Raw genomic sequence first — 16,218 nt, 5'->3', positions numbered from 1 at the left:
GACGGGGGTGCGGGGGCGGAGCCCCCGGGGCGGTGGCCTACACCCCCACCGACTCCGGCTGGGCGGCAGCCTCCCGCTTCGCGGACTTCTTCTTCGCGCGCCGCTCCTTGCGCAGCTCGACCATCGCGTACAGCGTCGGCACGAGCAGCAGGGTCAGCAGCGTCGACGAGATCAGACCGCCGATCACGACCACCGCGAGCGGCTGGGCGATGAAGCCGCCCTCGCCGGTGACGCCGAGGGCCATCGGCAGCAGGGCGAAGATCGTCGCCAGGGCCGTCATGAGGATCGGCCGCAGACGGTGCCTGCCGCCTTCCAGCACGGCCTCGACGACCCCGTAGCCCTGCGTGCGGTACTGGTTGATCAGGTCGATCAGCACGATCGCGTTGGTGACGACGATGCCGATGAGCATCAGCATGCCGATCATCGACGGCACGCCCAGCGGGGTGCCCGTCACCAGGAGCAGACCGATCGCGCCCGTCGCCGCGAACGGGATCGAGACGAGCAGGATCAGCGGCTGGATCAGCGACCGGAAGGTCGCCACCAGCAGCATGAACACGATCGCGATCGCCGCGAGCATCGCGAGGCCGAGGGAGGCGAACGCGTCGTCCTGGTCCTCGGACACACCGCCGATGGAGGCCGTGGCGCCGGCCGGCAGCTTCAGCCCGTCGAGCTTCGTCGTGAGCTTGTTGCTGACCGCGCCGGTGTTGTCGCCGGTCGGCTTGGCCGTGATGGTGGCCGCGCGCTGACCGTCGATGCGGGTCATCGACACCGGGCCGTCGACCAGCTTCACCGTCGCGATGTCACCGAGCTTCACCGCGCCGAGCTTGAGGTTGCGCAGCTCGGCCAGCGTCTTCGCCGGCTTCGCCGAGGTGATGACGACGTCCCGCTCGGTGTCGTCCAGGATCGCCTTGCCGCTGGTGGTGCCGCGCACCGCCTGGCCGACGGCCGCCCCGAGGGTGGTGTCGTCGAACCCGGCGGCCGCCGCCTTGTCGTTGGCCTTGACCGAGATCCGCGGCACGGACTGGGCGAGGTCGCTGGTGACGTCGGTGACGTCGTCGAGCCCGGCGACCGCGTCCCGGACCTTCTCCGCCGCCTCACGCAGTACCTCGCCGTCGGCGGACTTCACCACGACGCTCAGGTCCTGGCTGCCGAACCCGTCACCGGCCGCGACCGTCGTCGTACCGATGCCGGAGAGCTTGCCGAGCCCCTCCTCGATGCTGTCCTGGACGTCTTCGAAGGAGGCCGAGTCGGCGACCTTGACGGTGTACGAGGCCTGGTTGGTGTCGGTGCCACCGCCGAAGGCGGCCATGAAGCCGGAGGAGCCGATCGTGACCTGGTAGTCCTCGACGCCCTTGACGTCGGCGAGCATCTGCTCGACCTTCTTCGCCTGGGCGTCGGTCGAGGCCAGGCTGGTGCCGGGCTTCAGCTCCTGCTTGACGGTGAGGACCTCCTGGTCGCCCTGGTCGAAGAAGTTCGTCTTCAGCAGGGGCGCCATGCCGAACGTACCGAGGAGCACCACCACCGCGATGGCCACGCTGGTGAGGCGGCGGCGGGTCGCGAAGCGCAGCACGGGCACGTAGAAACGCTGGAGGCGGCTGCGCGCCTCCTTCTCCTCGGCCTTGCGGCGAGCCTCCTCCGGGTCCGCCCCGCGCACGTCCTTGGGGGCGCGCAGGAACCAGTACGAGAGCACCGGTACGACCGTCAGGGAGACGAGCAGCGAGGCCAGCAGGGCCGCCGTGACCGTCAGGGAGAACGAGCCGAACAGCTCGCCGACCATGCCGCCGGTCAGGCCGATGGGCAGGAAGACCGCGACGGTGGTGAGCGTCGAGGCGGTGACGGCGCCCGCGACCTCGCGCACGGCGGCGAGGATCGCCTCCTGGCGCTCCTCGCCGTAGCCGAGGTGCCGCTTGATGTTCTCGAGGACCACGATCGAGTCGTCGACGACCCGGCCGATGGCGATGGTCAGGGCGCCCAGCGTCAGGACGTTGAGCGACTCGCCGCGCACCCACAGCACGATCAGCGCGAGGACGACCGACATCGGGATGGAGACCGCGGTCACCAGCGTCGAACGGACCGACGCCAGGAAGACCAGGATCACCAGGACCGCGAAGAGCAGTCCGAGCGCGCCTTCGGTGGTCAGGCCCTCGATGGACTTGGAGACGGCGGGACCCTGGTCGCTGACGACCGTCAGCGTGGCGCCGGAGCCGAGGTCCTTGCGCAGGCCCGGCAGCTTGTCCTGGACGGCGTCGGAGACCGCGACCGCGCTGCCGTCGTGGTCCATGGTGACCGAGACGGCGAGGCTGGGTTTGCCGTCCGTGCGGGTGATGGACTCCGTCCTGGCGGCCTTCTCCTCGACGGCGGCGACGGAGCCGAGGCGCACGGGCTTCTTGCCGCCCGCGCCGGTGACCATCAGGTCCTCGATCTGCTTCAGCGAGGTGAAGCCGCCGCCGACCTGGACCGTGCGGTTGCTGCCGTCCTCGTCGAAGGATCCTGCCGGGACGGTCGCGCCGCCCGCCTGGAGGGCCTGGCCGAGCGCGGCCGTGGTCAGCCCCGCCCTCGCCAGCTTCGCGTCGTCGGGCGTGACCGCGACCTCGAGGTCCCGTACGCCGTCGACCGTGACCTGGCCGACGCCGTCGATGCCCTTGAGCGCGGGGACGACGGTACGGTCCAGCTGGTCCGAGAGGGCCTGCTGGTCCCGGTCCGAGGTGACGGCGAGGACCACGGTGGGGATGTCGTCGGTGGAACCGGCGACGACCTGCGGGTCCACGTCGTCCGGGAGCTGGACGCGGGCGCGGTTCACGGCCTGCTGGACGTCGGCCACGATCTGCGCGGAGTCGTTGCCGTAGTCGAACGAGGCCATGATCAGGGCGTTGCCCTCGCTGGCCGTGGAGGTGACGCCGGAGATCCCGTCGACCGCTTCGAGGTTGTCCTCGATGGGCTCGACGACCTGCTTCTCCACCACGTCGGGGGACGCGCCCTGGTACGGCGCCAGGACCGACACGATGGGCAGTTCGATGGTGGGCAGCAGCTGCTGCTTGAGTTGCGGGATCGCTATCGCCCCGAAGGCGAGCGCGATGACCGACATCAGCCCGATCAGGGCACGCTGGGCGAGGCTGAAACGGGACAGCCAGGACATGGGTGGCGGGTCTCTCTTCTGTTGCTCGGGTTTCTGTGGCGCGGAGCTGTGGCTGGTGGGGCGCGAGCGGCGCGATGGGCTCATGTGAGCGTTCGTCTATCACTCTGAGCCATGGGTGAGGGGGGTCCCGTCGCCCCCAGGTCCCGTTTCCTTATACGGCGCATACCGCGACCGCAGTACGTACGGGGGGAACTCACTCCACCCTTGGGCGTACCAGTCCGGATTCGTACGCGATTACCACGAGCTGCGCCCGGTCGCGTGCCCGCAGCTTGGCCATGGCCCGGTTGACGTGCGTCTTGACCGTGAGCGGGCTGACCTCGAGGCGTTCGGCGATCTCGTCGTTGGAGTGCCCGCCGGCGACCTGGACGAGGACCTCGCGCTCGCGGACGGTGAGCGCGTCGAGGCGTTCGGCGCGGGCGGGGTCCCGGTCGTCGTCGTCCTGCGCGAGGAACTTCGCGATCAGGCCCTTCGTGGCGACGGGCGACAGCAGCGCGTCGCCGCCGGCCGCGACACGGATGGCGTTGAGCAGCTCGTCCGGCTCGGAGCCCTTGCCGAGGAAGCCGGAGGCGCCGGCGCGCAGTGACTGGACCACGTACTCGTCGACCTCGAAGGTCGTCAGCATGACGACGCGGACGTGCGCGAGGCCGGGATCGGCGCTGATGAGGCGGGTCGCGGCCAGGCCGTCGGTGCCGGGCATGCGGATGTCCATCAGGACGACGTCGGCCCGTTCCTCGCGCGCCAGCCGCACCGCCTCCGCACCGTCCGAGGCCTCTCCCACGACCTCCATGTCGGACTCGGAGTCGACCAGGACACGGAAGGCGCTGCGCAGCAGTGCCTGGTCGTCGGCGAGCAGGACGCGGATGGTCATGCGGGGTTCCCCTCGGGGGTGGCGGTCGTGGAGCCGGCGGGCGTGAGCGCGGCGGTCGTGGAGCCGGTGGTCGTGGTGACCGGGCTTCCGGTGCGGCTCTTGACCGGCAGGATCGCATGCACCCGGAAGCCGCCCCCGTAGCGGGGTCCGGCGGTGCAGGTGCCGCCGAGCGCGGTGACCCGTTCGCGCATGCCGAGGAGTCCGTGGCCGCCGTTCTCCTCCAGGCGGGCCGCCGCGTCGTCGCCGGGTCCGTCGTCCAGCACGGTGATCTCCACGTCCGGTCCCACGCGTACGACGCTGACCTCGGCCTTCGCCTCCTGGCCCGCATGCTTGCGCACATTGGTCAGGGCTTCCTGGATGACGCGGTACGCGGCCAGGTCGACGGCGGCGGGCAGGGTCGTGCCCTGGTCGGTGCGGGCCACCTCGACGGGCAGGCCGGCACTGCGGAAGGTGCCGACGAGCTCTTCCAGGCGGTGCAGGCCCGGCGCCGGTTCGGTGGGGGCCTCCGGGTCGCCCGACTGGCGCAGCAGGCCGACCGTGGCGCGCAGTTCGTTGAGCGCGGAGCGGCTGGCCTCGCGGACGTGGGCGAGGGCCTCCTTCGCCTGGTCGGGGCGTTTGTCCATGACGTGTGCGGCGACCCCGGCCTGCACGTTGACCAGGGCGATGTGGTGGGCGACGACGTCGTGCAGGTCGCGGGCGATGCGCAGGCGTTCCTCCGCGACGCGGCGGCGGGCCTCCTCCTCGCGGGTGCGTTCGGCCCGGTCCGCGCGCTCCCTTATCGCGTCCACGAAGGCGCGGCGGCTGCGGACGGCGTCGCCCGCGGCGGCGGCCATGCCCGTCCACGCGAAGATCCCGAGGTTCTCCTGGGCGTACCAGGACAGGGGGCCCGCGAGCATGGCGACGCCGGTCAGGACCGTCATGGTGAGCAGGCCGACGCGCCAGGTGGTGGGGCGGTCGGTGGTGGAGGCGACCGTGTAGAGGGCGACGACGGCGGACATCGCGACGGGGGCCCGGGGGTCGCCGGTCACGAACTCCACGGCGGACAGCGCGCCGGTCGCGACGAGGACCCTCAGCGGGTGGCTGCGGCGCGGGACCAGGGCGGCCGCGGCCAGCAGCATGAGGGTGAGGCCGAGGGCGTCGGGGGTGCGGGTGCCCCACTGCGTACCGCCGTGGCGGCCGTTCGACTCCGCCAACGAGCCGGCGACCATGCAGGCGAGGACCGACGCCGCCAGGGCGCCGTCGACCACCAGGGGGTGGGAGCGGAGCCAGTCGTGGACGCGCGTCAGGGTGCTCACACCTGTTTACGGTACGGGGCCCTGCCCTGCCGGGGGGCGGGGACGGGGCGAGAGGTGGGACGGAGGCAGGACGGAGGCAGGACGGGGATTCGTCCCCGGGTCAGGTGGGGGCTGCTCGCGCAGTTCCCCGCGCCCCTGGAAGGCGGGGCTTCGCCCCGGCCTTTCAGCCGGGGATCAGGCCGTCGTCGCGGAGCATCTCGCGGACCTGCGGGAGCGTCGCGTCCGGGGCGGGCAGGATGAGCTCCGACGGCTCCAGCGAGTCGTCGGGGAGCGGCGACCCGAGGCGCCGCACCGCGTCGAGCAGTGCTCCCAGCGTCCGCCGGAAGCCCTCCTCGTCACCGGACCTCGTCTCCGCGAGGAGCTCGTCGTCCAGCTCGCTCAGTTCGGCGAGGTGGACGTCGTCCAGCCTCACCTGTCCCTCCCCCATGATCCGTACGATCATGACGCCCTCCTAGGCGTGGGACCGCGGCCCGCGGCCGCTGCCTGCTACTGCTTGTCGAAGCGCGGGGTGTCCTGCGGCTGCTGCTGGGAGCCGGTCTGACCCGGACCGCCCTCGATCGCCTGCTGGGAGGACGAGGAGCCCCCGGCCAGCTCGGCCTTCATGCGCTGCAGTTCGAGCTCCACGTCCGTGCCGCCCGACAGCCGGTCCAGCTCGCTCTGGATGTCGTCCTTGGCGAGCCCGGAGTGGTCGTCCAGGGCGCCGGAGGCGAGCAGCTCGTCGATTGCGCCGGCCCGCGCCTGGAGCTGCGCGGTCTTGTCCTCGGCCCGCTGGATGGCCATCCCGACGTCGCCCATCTCCTCGGAGATGCCGGAGAAGGCCTCGCCGATCCGGGTCTGCGCCTGGGCGGCCGTGTACGTCGCCTTGATCGTCTCCTTCTTGGTGCGGAAGGCGTCGACCTTGGCCTGCAGCCGCTGGGCCGCGAGGGTGAGCTTCTCCTCCTCGCCCTGCAGGGTCCGGTGCTGGGTCTCCAGGTCGGTCACCTGCTGCTGCAGGGCGGCCCGGCGCGACAGCGCCTCACGGGCCAGGTCCTCACGGCCGAGCGCGAGCGCCTTGCGGCCCTGGTCCTCCAGCTTGGAGGACTGGCCCTGGATCTGGTTCAGCTGCAGCTCCAGGCGCTTGCGCGAGGTCGCCACGTCGGCGACGCCGCGGCGCACCTTCTGCAGCAGCTCCAGCTGTTTCTGGTACGAGTAGTCGAGGGTTTCGCGCGGGTCCTCGGCCCGGTCAAGGGCCTTGTTCGCCTTCGCGCGGAAGATCATCCCCATACGCTTCATGACACCGCTCATGGGCTTCGCGCGCCCCCTTCTGACGGACTCCGGCTCCAGCGACTGCAACAGGACCAACAGTACGGGCCCTGCATCCATTACCGCACTGTTCGGGGACGGATGCGCTCATCCCCAAGGACGACTGACGACGATCCCGCTCCGGCGTAAGGAGTACGTGCCTCCCAGGGTTCGTCCCGGGGTCGGCCACGACCACCGCACACCGCCGTCCCCATTCGGCCCTCTCTGTCCCCCTACAGACGACCGGTGTTGCCGGATCGTTCCCCACTCGGCCGCCGTCCATGCCTCCGCACCCCTTACCCTTGGGTTTTGTGTTCCGTAGCCGTGCCAAAGAAGAGAAGGCCCACGCCGACAAGGTGTCGACCGACTCCCCTCAGCCCCGTGACCCGCAGGCCCCCAAGGGCCGGCCCACTCCCAAGCGGAGTGCGGCCCAGTCCCAGCGCCGCAGCGTGGCCCATACGCCGACGACGCGCAGGGAGGCGTCCAAGCGGCAGCGTGACGAGCGCCGGGCCCACATGGAGAAGCAGCGCCAGGCGCTGGCCAGCGGTGACGAGCGCTATCTGCCCGCCCGGGACAAGGGCCCCGTGCGCAAGCTCGCGCGGGACTTCGTCGACTCGCGGTTCTGCATCGCCGAGTTCTTCCTGCCGCTGGCCGTGGTCATCCTCGTCCTGAGCATGGTCCGGGTCGCGCAGCTGCAGAACGTGGCGCTGCTGGCATGGCTCTTCGTGATCGTGCTGATCGTGCTCGACTCGATCGGCATCGCGATCCGCCTGAAGAAGCAGCTGAACGCGCGCTTCCCGGACGAGCCCAAGCGCGGCGCCGTCGCCTACGCGCTGATGCGCAGCCTCCAGATGCGTCGCCTCCGGCTGCCCAAGCCGCAGGTCAAGCGCGGAGAGCGGCCCTGAGCGCGGCAGCTTTCACGGGCGGCGCGGCGGATGCCTGGCTGAGCAGGCTGGGCGCTCTGCGTGATGTCGTACGGCAGGAGCTGGTGGCCCGGCAGCTCGACGAGCAGATAGCCGGGCGCTTCCCGGTCGGGCAGCGGCTGCGCGTGCTCGACGTGGGCATGGGCCAGGGCACGCAGGCCCTGCGGCTGGCCCGGGCGGGGCACGAGGTGACCGGGGTCGAGCAGGACGCCCGGATGATCTCCGTGGCCCGTGAGGCGCTCGCCGCCGAGCCCGAGGGCATCCGCGGCCGGGTCCGGATCGTCGAGGGCGACGGGCGGGACACCGGCGTCCACTTCCTGCCCGGCAGTTTCGACGTGGTGCTGTGCCACGGCGTGCTCATGTACGTCGAGGAGCCCGACGCGCTGCTCGCGGGGCTCGCCCGGATGCTGGCGCCCGGCGGGCTGCTGTCCCTGCTGGTGCGCAACGCCGACGCGCTGGCCATGCGGTCGGGGCTGGCCGGCGACTGGCCGGGGGCGCTGGCCTCCTTCGACACCAGCGCGTACACGAACCGGCTCGGGCTCGACGTCCGCGCCGACGGGCTCGACACCCTCACCGGCACCCTGGCCGGGATCGGGGCCCCGCTGCACGCCTGGTACGGGGTGCGGGTCTTCACGGACACGGCCGCCGACGACGCCCCGGTGCCGGACGACGTGGACGTCCTGCTGGCCGCCGAGGAGCGGGCCGGCCGCACGGACCCCTACCGCCGGGTGGCGGCACTGCTGCACCTGTGCGGCGTACGGGGCTGACACGGCGTACGGGCCGACGCGCGGCTCCCGGGCCGGGCGGCGCGGAGGCCGCGGCCTGCGTACGGCCGCGGCCCCCCCCCGTATCGCTCGTCATCGCCCGTATCGGGTCATCCGTACGGGCTACGAGGCGTACGGGCCCCCCGGATTCAGGACGCCTCGGCGTGCAGGCTCATCGGGCCGTAGATCTCCGCCGCGTCCTCGAAGATCCGGACCTGGTCCGCGCCCCCTTCGGCCAGTGCCTTCCAGTGCTCGCCGAGCCAGGACTCCGCGTCGCCCTGGGTGGTGAACTCCTCGGGCTGGACCGTGGGCTGGACTTCCGTCCCGTCGGCCTTCTCGAACCGCCACGTCCATGCCGCCATGTCAGCCTCCCAAAAGTACGTAGCAAGATCGGACTGTCGCCGTCAGCCTAGGCGCTGCGTCAACCGTCCGGTGGGCAAAAGCGCAGGTCGAGAACTGTGGGGTGCCGGGGGCGACGGGGCGGGCGCCGGGTGTGCGGTTCCCCTCGCTCCCCCGGGGGTGTCCCCGTGCGCGCCCTCCTGTGCACCCCCTGACGGGCACGAGTTCCGCCGGCACGGGAAAATCGGCCCCGTGGAAGTGACTCTGCTTGGAACCGGCGGGCCCCTCGGGCTGCCCAGACCCGACTGTCCGTGCGCCGTCTGCGCGGTGGCGCCCGGTCCGGCCGCCCGGGCGGCCACCGCGCTGCTGATCGACGGGACCCTGCTGCTGGACCTCACGCCCGGCGCGGCCTTCGCGGCGGCCCGGGCCGGGCGCTCGCTGAGCGGGGTGGGGCAGGTGCTGCTGTCGCACCCGCACGACGGGCCCGCCGTGGAGGTGCCGGCGGGGCTGCCGCAGCCGGGCCGGGTGCCGGACGGGCGGGAGCTGACGCTGCTCACGGGCCACCGGGTGCGGGCGCTGGCGATGGACGCGCCGGGCACCGGGTACGCGGTCACCGGCCCGGACGGGCAGCGGCTGCTCTACCTGCCGCCGGGCGCCGCTCCCGCGGGTCTGGAGGAGACGACCGCGACGTACGACATGGTGGCCGGCGATGTCGTCGGACGGCCGGACGCGCTGGCCCGGCTGCGGCTGGCGGGCGCGGCCGGACCCGCCACCGACGTGATCGCGGTGCACCTCGACCACGACGTGCCGCCGGGCCGTGAGCTGCGGCGGCGGCTGGCGGCCGCGGGGGCGCGGGCGGTGCCGGACGGTACGACGCTGACCGTCGGGGTGTACGAGGACGTGCCCGACGTGCCGCGCCGGACGCTGGTGCTCGGCGGCGCCCGCTCCGGCAAGTCGGTGGAGGCGGAGCGGCGGCTGGAGGCCTTCCCGGACGTGCTGTACGTGGCGACGGGCGGCACGCGGAGCGGGGACGGCGAGTGGGCGGCCCGGGTGCACGCGCACCGCGAGCGGCGCCCCGGCTCCTGGCGTACCGCCGAGACCTGCGACCTCGTGCCGGTCCTGGAGGAGGACGGGCCGCCGGTGCTCGTCGACTGCCTGTCCCTGTGGCTGACGGACGCGATGGACTCGGTGGGGGCGTGGGACGAGGCCGAGTGGGCCGGCGGCGGCGAACGCGCGCTGCGGGCGCGCGTCGGGGAACTGACGGCCGCCGTCCGGGGGGCCCGCCGCACGGTGGTCGCCGTCTCCAACGAGGTCGGCTCCGGGATCGTCCCCGCCACCCCCTCGGGCCGCCGCTACCGCGACGAACTGGGCCGCCTGAACGCGGCGTTCGCGGCCGAGTGCGAGCACGTGCTGCTGGTGGTGGCCGGGCAGGCGCTCGCCCTCAAGGGCTGAACCGGCCTCGGTCCGTCGGTCCGTCGGTCCGTCGGTCCGTCGGTCCGTCGGTCCGTCAGTACGGAGGGGGCTCGCGGTCGTTCCTGCGGGCGATGATCCGGTACGCGTTCGAGAAGCGGGTGCGGCGCAGCAGCGGGGCCAGGGTGTGGTCCAGCACGGAGGCGGAGGCGAGCAGCGGGGCGGTGGCCCGGGTGAGGGCCGTGCGCAGGGTGCGCTGGAGGTCGGTCGGCGGGGTGGGGCGCCAGGGCTCGTCGCCGCCGGGCAGCCGGTTGCCGATCGCGAGGGCCAGGGCGCCGGTCAGGTCGTACGGGACGTGCGGTTCGCGGCGGTCGGTGGAGACGACCGAGCAGCCCAGCCGGTCGAGTTCGTCGAGGAGGTTGCGCAGGGGCATGAGGTGGAGGTGCTGCGGCTGGCCGTACGACACCCACCACTTGCCCAGCAGCGCGCCGAACGCGCAGTCCGGGTCCGGGACCTCGACGAGCAGGTGCCCGCCGGGGCGCAGCACGGCGAGCGCGGCGCGCAGTTCCGCGCGCGGGTCGGGGCTGTGCTCCAGGTGGTGGAACATGCTGACCACGTCGTAGCGGGCGCGCAGCCGTCCGACGAGGTCGGGCAGCAGACCGCGGTGCGCCTCCTCGACCCGGCCCGCGGCGCGGGCCTGCTCCACGCGCGGGGTCGGGTCGAGCCCGTCGAAGGACGTGTACGTGAAGAACTCCCTGGCCGCCTCCGGGAAGTGACCGTGGCCGGTGCCCACGTCCAGCCAGCTCTCCGGTTCGGGGAACCGGAGCATCGCGCGGGCCGCGGCCTCGTGGCGGCGGCGCCCGGCCCGGGAGCGCAGGGCCCGCTCGGCGAAGCCCTCGTGCCCCCGGCCGCCGTGGTGCCGGTCCTGGTTCTCGTAGAAGTCCCGGTAGTAGAAGGCGAGGCCCTCGGTGGTCAGGCGGGGGTTCTGGAAGGCGTGCGCGCAGTCCTCGCACTCGTCGACGACGAAGGTGCCGGGCTTGTGCTGGAGCAGGTCCGGGGTGCGCAGCCGGGTGCGCAGCCGCCCCGAGCCGCACCAGGGGCAGTCGGGCCTGCGCGGTTCGTGGAAGCGGTCGGTGCCCCGGGCCAGCTCCCCCAGGTACAGGGCGCGGCGCTGGGCGGCGGTCTGCCGCGTGGAGGACGGAACGGGTGCGGGGGGCGGGGCGGGTGTGGGGGGCATGGTCTGGCTGCTCCTGCCGGTCCGACTGGGTAAAACCCTGTAGGGGCTGATATAGGTCGTTACCAGCCGATACAAACCGGTATGACAATCCACTGCAAACCGGAACGTACGGGATCACGCTCCCCGACGCGACGGCCGTGCCCGGCGCACTGACCGCCCGTCAGGATCCCGGGCGGATCACTGCCGGTACTGTTCGGCGAATGAGCCCGCTTAATCTCGACGACTTCACCGATCTGATCGAGCGCCCCGACGGTGGCGTACGCCGTGACGCGGAGGCGCACCGGGAGCGCCGGACCGTGCCGCCCGGGGCGCTCGGGCGCCTCGACGAACTCGGTGAGTGGCTGGCCGCGGCGCAGTCGGCCGTGCCGGTGCGGCCGATCGAGCGTCCGCGCGTGGTGCTGTTCGCGGGGGACCACGGGATCGCCGGGCTGGGGGTGTCTGCGCGGCAGGCGGGAAGCGCGGACGAGCTGGTGCGTTCGGTGCTCGACGGCTCCAGTGCGGTCTCGGTGCTCGCCCGGCGCCTCGGGGTGCCCGTGCGGGTGGTGGACATGGCGCTCGACTGCGAGCCCGAGGGGCTGCCCGACGAGGTCGTACGCCATCGGGTGCGGCGCGGGTCCGGGCGGATCGACGTGGAGGACGCGCTGTCGCCCCAGGAGGCGGAGGCCGCGTTCCTGGCGGGGGTCGCCGTCGCGGACGAGGAGGCGGACTCCGGGACCGACCTGGTCGTGCTCGGCGACGTGAGTGTCGGGGGGACGACGGCGGCGGCGGTGCTGGTGGCCGCGCTGTGCGGGACCGACGCGTCGGTGGTGACCGGGCGCGGGGGGCGGGCCATCGACGACCTCGCGTGGATGCGCAAGTGTGCGGCGGTCCGTGACGCCCTGCGTCGCGCCCGGCCCGTCCTCGGGGACCAGTTGCAGCTGCTCGCGACGGTGGGCGGGGCGGATCTCGCCGCGATCACCGGGTTCCTGCTGCAGAGCGCCGTGCGCAAGACGCCGGTGGTGCTGGACGGGGTGGTGTCCGCGGCCTGTGCGCTGGTCGGGCAGCGGATCGCCTTCCGCGCGCCGGACTGGTGGCTGGCGGGGCAGAGCAGCGGGGAGCCGGCTCAGGCGAAGGCGTTCGACCGGATGGCGCTGGAACCGCTGCTCTCGCACGGGGTGACGGTCGGGGAGGGGGCGGGGGCGCTGCTCGCGCTGCCCCTGGTGCAGGCCGCCGCCGCGTTGGCGGCGGAGCTGCCGGAGGCTCCCGTGGAGGCCTCGGCGCCTTCGGGGGCGCCGGACGCCTCGGAGGCCGCGGAGGCCTGACGGCCGGCTGCGGGTCGGTTCTTCGGGTGCGGCCCGGTGGGGGCCGGTCGCGCAGTTCCCCGCGCCCCTGAAAGACGGGCCGCGCCCCGGCCTTTCGTCGGGCCGCGGTCGACGTGCCGCTCGACGGGAATGCGCAAAGCGGGCATATCATCCCGCTTCATGGGAAGCGCCCGAGTCATCGGTATCCGGCGGCGGGCCGCCGGGGTCGCCGTGTGGTACCTCCGCGTCGTCGCGTTCCTCAACTTCCTCAGCGCCGTCTGGGTCTCGCTCGGCCAGGACGTGCGGCGCCACAACACGCAGGACTACTTCACCCCGTACCTGCTGACGGCCGGCTTCGCGTCGGGGGTGTTCACCATGTTCCTGGCGATCACGATGCGCCGGCGCAAGCGAGCCGCCTGGATCCTCAACCTCGCCCTGAGCGGAGCGTTCCTGCTGCTGTTCGCCTTCGCCATGGTCTTCCCGGAGATCCGCCGCTACCCGCAGAACTGGATCTCCCTCGCCCTGACGGCGGCGTTCGTGGCGTCCCTCCTCGTGGGCCGCCGCGAGTTCTACGCGAAGGGCGACCGCTCGAACCCCCGGCTCGCGGCGCTCGTGGGCACCGGCGGGCTCCTGGTCTGCTCCCTGCTGGCCGCGCTGCTCGTGACCGCCACCAACCGCGCCCGCGACGCGCACCTGTCGACCTTCACCGACCGCTGGCGCTACGGCACCCTGCGGCTGGTCTCGGTCGCCGCCGACGACTCCCGGTTCCCCGGGATCACCACTCCCAACTGGGTGAACGTCGCCGTCAACGTACTGAGCACCCTGCTCGTCCTGGCCGTCCTGTACGCCGCCTTCCGCTCCCGCCGCGTCGTCGACCCGCTCTCCGCCGACGACGAGCAACGGCTGCGGACGCTGCTCGACCGGCACGGCGACCGCGACTCCCTCGGCTACTTCGCGCTGCGCCGCGAGAAGAGCGTGGTGTGGTCGCCGACCGGCAAGGCCGCCGTCGTGCACCGTGTCGTGGGCGGTGTCTCGCTGGCCTCCGGCGACCCCATCGGCGACCCCGAGGCGTGGCCGGGCGCCATCGGGCCCTGGCTCGCCGAGGCCCGCGCGCACGGCTGGATCCCGGCGGTGATGGGCGCGGGCGAGGAGGCCGGGACCGTCTACGCCCGGCACGGTCTGGACGCGCTGGAACTCGGGGACGAGGCCCTCGTGGAGACCGCCGACTTCACCCTCGACGGGCGGGCCATGCGAACCGTCCGCCAGGCCCACAACCGCGTCCGGCGCGCCGGCTACCGGGTGCGCGTGCGCCGGCACGAGGACATCCCGGCCGACGAGATGGCGTACCTGCTCGAACGCGCCGACGACTGGCGGGACGGGGCGACCGAGCGCGGCTTCAGCATGGCACTGGGGCGGCTCGGGGACCCGGGCGACGGCCGGTGCGTGATGCTCGAGTGCCGGGACGGCGGCGCCGCGGAGGGAGAGGGTGAAGGGGAAGGGGAGGGACAGGGCCGGTTGCGGGCGGTGCTGTCCTTCGTGCCCTGGGGGCCGCACGGGCTCTCCCTCGACCTGATGCGCCGGGACCGGGACGCGGAGAACGGGCTCATGGAGTTCATGGTGATCGAGCTGCTGCGACGCGCCCCCGGGCTCGGCGTCACGCAGGTCTCGCTGAACTTCGCCATGTTCCGTTCCGTCTTCGAACGCGGCGCGCGCCTCGGCGCCGGACCGGTGCTGCGACTGTGGCGCTCCCTGCTGAGCTTCTTCTCGCGCTGGTGGCAGATCGAGTCGCTGTACCGCGCCAACGCCAAGTACCGGCCCATCTGGGAGCCGCGGTTCCTGCTCTTCGAGAAGAGCGCCGACCTGCCGCGCATCGGCCTCGCCGCCGCCCGCGCGGAGGGCTTCCTGGAGGCGCCGGGCCTGCCGAAGTGGCTGCACCGCAGGCGCCTGGGCCCGCACGGGTGAGCCGGACGGGAGCGCCGGCCGGCGGCACCGGTCAGGGGCGGCCGGGAAGGACGCGGGCGGGTTCCGGGTCGGGCTTGCCGCCGATCAGGTCCTGGAGGCGGCGCCGGGGCCCCGCCCAGCGCCGGTCGTGGTGGTAGGCCCGCAGCCGCGCCCTGGCCCGGGCACGTGGCCGCCGGCGGTAGAAACGCCTGGCCCAGGGCGACACGGGGCGGGCGAGGCGGACCGCGCCGACGAGGGCGACCAGCGGGACGATCACCCCGAAGACCGCCATCCGGGCCTTGCCCTTGCTCAGGGTCAGCAGGGCGAGGAGGAAGTTCAGCCCGACGCTCAGGACGACGCCCACCCTGCCGTGCAGCTCGTCCTGGGTGAGGCCGTTGACACCGAACGGCAGGAAACCGCCGAGCATCAGGCCGACCAGCGCCGCCGTGACCACCACGACCTCGACGCTCTTGCGGCCCTCCTCGCTCCAGTAGACGTCGTCGAGGTGCAGGATCAGGGCGAACTCGTCGAGGACCAGGCCCGCGCCGGCCCCGAACACCACGGCGAACACGGCCGAGCCGAAGCCGTGCCGGTCGCTGCCCACCGCGCCGAACCCGCCGATCACGGTCAGGACGACCCCGGGGACGACGTGGTGGATGTGCAGACCGCCCGCCTTGACGTTGCCGAACGGGCCCTTGCCCGCCCGGATGAGCCGGACCACCATCCGGGTGATCACGAAGGTCAGGACGAAGGAGGCCAGCGCCAGCAGCAGCGGCAGCTTTCCCGGCTCGATGATGTTCCGTGTCCACCAATGCCCCATGTGCGCACTTTATCCACGGCCGCCGTGGACGTCCCCCGGCCGTCGCCCGGTAATCTGCGCCGGTGTCCACGCCCCCGCCCCCACCTCCGCCCGCGCCCCCTCCCGGAACGCCCGGGACACCCGGAACGCCGGGGACACCCGCGGAACTGCGGAGCGACGGACTCCGCTTCGCCTTCGGCACGCTGACCGTGTTCCCCGTGAGCGTGCGGCGCTGGGACCGCGGGGCCGCACGGGCCGGCATGCTGAGCGCGCCCGTCGCCGGGCTGGCCGTGGGGGTCCTCGCCGCCGCGGCGGGTCTGCTCCTGCTGGCGCTCGGCGCGGGTCCGCTCCTCGCGGCGGTGGCGAGCGCCGCCGTACCGGCCGTCCTGACCCGCGGCCTGCACCTCGACGGCCTCGCGGACACCGCCGACGGACTCGGCAGCGCGAAGCCCGCCGAGGACGCGCTGCGCATCATGAAGCGGTCGGACATCGGCCCGTTCGGGGTCGTCACCCTGCTCTTCGTCCTGCTCGCCCAGGTCGCGGCACTCTCCCAGGCGTACGGGGCCTCGTGGACCCGGGGTGCCCCTCGCGGCCGTGGTCTCGGCGGCCGCCGCCCGGCTCGCGCTCACCCTGGCCGCCCGCGCGGGTGTGCCGGCCGCCCGCCCCGAGGGACTGGGCGCCGCGGTCGCGGGCACGGTCCCCGTCCGGGCCGCCCTTCTCACGGCGGCGGCCGTCACGGCCCTGGCGGCCGGCGCGGGCACGCTCCTCGGACCGTACGGCGCCGTGGGCGCGGCCCTGGCCGTGCTGCTCGCCTGCGCCGCCTCCGAATCCCTGCTGCGGCACTGCACGCGCCGCTTCGGCGGGGTGACCGGCGACGTCTTCGGCGCTCTCGAGGAGACCGCCGCGACAACGGCGTCGGTCGTGTTCTGCCTCTTCGGCTGACCG

13 protein-coding genes and 1 pseudogene are annotated in these 16,218 nt (G+C 73.4%); 6 read left to right on the top strand and 8 right to left on the bottom strand.

All coding sequences use genetic code 11. The features are described 5' to 3' along the window. Positions 1–37: 37 nt before the first annotated feature. The 5 genes from QFZ75_RS27990 to QFZ75_RS27970 form a co-directional block, all read right to left on the bottom strand. Positions 38–3,136 carry an efflux RND transporter permease subunit gene (locus QFZ75_RS27990; protein ID WP_307541219.1) on the bottom strand — a complete coding sequence of 1,033 codons (3,099 nt, stop codon included), beginning with the start codon at positions 3,134–3,136 and terminating at the stop codon, positions 38–40. A 193-nt stretch (positions 3,137–3,329) separates the two neighbouring features. After that, positions 3,330–4,004: a response regulator transcription factor gene (locus QFZ75_RS27985; protein ID WP_307541217.1), complete on the bottom strand. Its 675-nt coding sequence runs from the start codon at positions 4,002–4,004 to the stop codon at positions 3,330–3,332. Next, positions 4,001–5,299 (bottom strand): sensor histidine kinase, encoded by a 1,299-nt coding sequence (locus tag QFZ75_RS27980; protein WP_307541215.1) that lies wholly within the window; start codon positions 5,297–5,299, stop codon positions 4,001–4,003. Before QFZ75_RS27980 ends, QFZ75_RS27985 begins: the two co-directional genes overlap by 4 nt. 163 nt (positions 5,300–5,462) lie before the next feature. After that, positions 5,463–5,741 (bottom strand): hypothetical protein, encoded by a 279-nt coding sequence (locus tag QFZ75_RS27975; RefSeq protein ID WP_307541214.1) that lies wholly within the window; start codon positions 5,739–5,741, stop codon positions 5,463–5,465. 44 nt (positions 5,742–5,785) lie between these two features. After that, positions 5,786–6,583, bottom strand: coding sequence for a PspA/IM30 family protein (locus QFZ75_RS27970; RefSeq protein ID WP_307541213.1), 798 nt, complete (start codon positions 6,581–6,583; stop codon positions 5,786–5,788). A 278-nt stretch (positions 6,584–6,861) separates the two neighbouring features. Here QFZ75_RS27970 and QFZ75_RS27965 point away from each other — a divergent pair, with 278 nt between their 5' ends. Further along, entirely contained in the window at positions 6,862–7,485 is a 624-nt protein-coding gene (locus QFZ75_RS27965) for a DUF3043 domain-containing protein (protein WP_307541211.1), read from the top strand. A gap of 83 nt (positions 7,486–7,568) precedes the next feature. Next, a complete protein-coding gene (locus tag QFZ75_RS27960) occupies positions 7,569–8,270 on the top strand; it encodes a bifunctional 2-polyprenyl-6-hydroxyphenol methylase/3-demethylubiquinol 3-O-methyltransferase UbiG (RefSeq protein ID WP_307541209.1) in 702 nt (233 codons plus the stop codon). Between the two features lie 146 nt (positions 8,271–8,416). Here the strand turns inward: QFZ75_RS27960 and QFZ75_RS27955 are convergent, their stop codons facing one another. Then, complete coding sequence (locus QFZ75_RS27955; RefSeq protein ID WP_307541207.1) at positions 8,417–8,629, bottom strand: hypothetical protein; 213 nt, start codon at positions 8,627–8,629, stop codon at positions 8,417–8,419. A gap of 229 nt (positions 8,630–8,858) precedes the next feature. Between QFZ75_RS27955 and QFZ75_RS27950 the strand changes: the two genes are divergently transcribed. Beyond that, the gene (locus QFZ75_RS27950) at positions 8,859–10,058 is read left to right on the top strand and encodes a bifunctional adenosylcobinamide kinase/adenosylcobinamide-phosphate guanylyltransferase (RefSeq protein WP_307541205.1); all 1,200 of its coding nucleotides are present in this window, start codon (positions 8,859–8,861) and stop codon (positions 10,056–10,058) included. A gap of 55 nt (positions 10,059–10,113) precedes the next feature. Here QFZ75_RS27950 and QFZ75_RS27945 read toward each other — a convergent pair whose 3' ends face one another. Continuing rightward, positions 10,114–11,253, bottom strand: coding sequence for a class I SAM-dependent methyltransferase (locus QFZ75_RS27945; protein WP_307541203.1), 1,140 nt, complete (start codon positions 11,251–11,253; stop codon positions 10,114–10,116). A gap of 200 nt (positions 11,254–11,453) precedes the next feature. On the opposite strand from QFZ75_RS27945, the gene cobT reads away from it, so the two are divergent. After that, entirely contained in the window at positions 11,454–12,554 is a 1,101-nt protein-coding gene (gene cobT / locus QFZ75_RS27940) for a nicotinate-nucleotide--dimethylbenzimidazole phosphoribosyltransferase (protein WP_307541201.1), read from the top strand. Between the two features lie 159 nt (positions 12,555–12,713). Beyond that, complete coding sequence (locus QFZ75_RS27935; RefSeq protein WP_307541199.1) at positions 12,714–14,495, top strand: phosphatidylglycerol lysyltransferase domain-containing protein; 1,782 nt, start codon at positions 12,714–12,716, stop codon at positions 14,493–14,495. 31 nt (positions 14,496–14,526) lie between these two features. Here QFZ75_RS27935 and QFZ75_RS27930 read toward each other — a convergent pair whose 3' ends face one another. Then, on the bottom strand, positions 14,527–15,294 hold the full coding sequence (locus QFZ75_RS27930; RefSeq protein ID WP_307541197.1) for a hypothetical protein: 768 nt from the start codon (positions 15,292–15,294) through the stop codon (positions 14,527–14,529). 146 nt (positions 15,295–15,440) lie between these two features. Here QFZ75_RS27930 and QFZ75_RS27925 point away from each other — a divergent pair. After that, a pseudogene (locus tag QFZ75_RS27925) lies at positions 15,441–16,215 on the top strand (adenosylcobinamide-GDP ribazoletransferase). Positions 16,216–16,218 lie beyond the last annotated feature (3 nt).

The organism is Streptomyces sp. V3I8 (assembly GCF_030817535.1).
Lineage (GTDB): Bacteria > Actinomycetota > Actinomycetes > Streptomycetales > Streptomycetaceae > Streptomyces.
The sequence above is the reverse complement of the archived record's forward strand: the minus strand, read 5'-3'. Positions and strand labels throughout refer to the sequence as shown.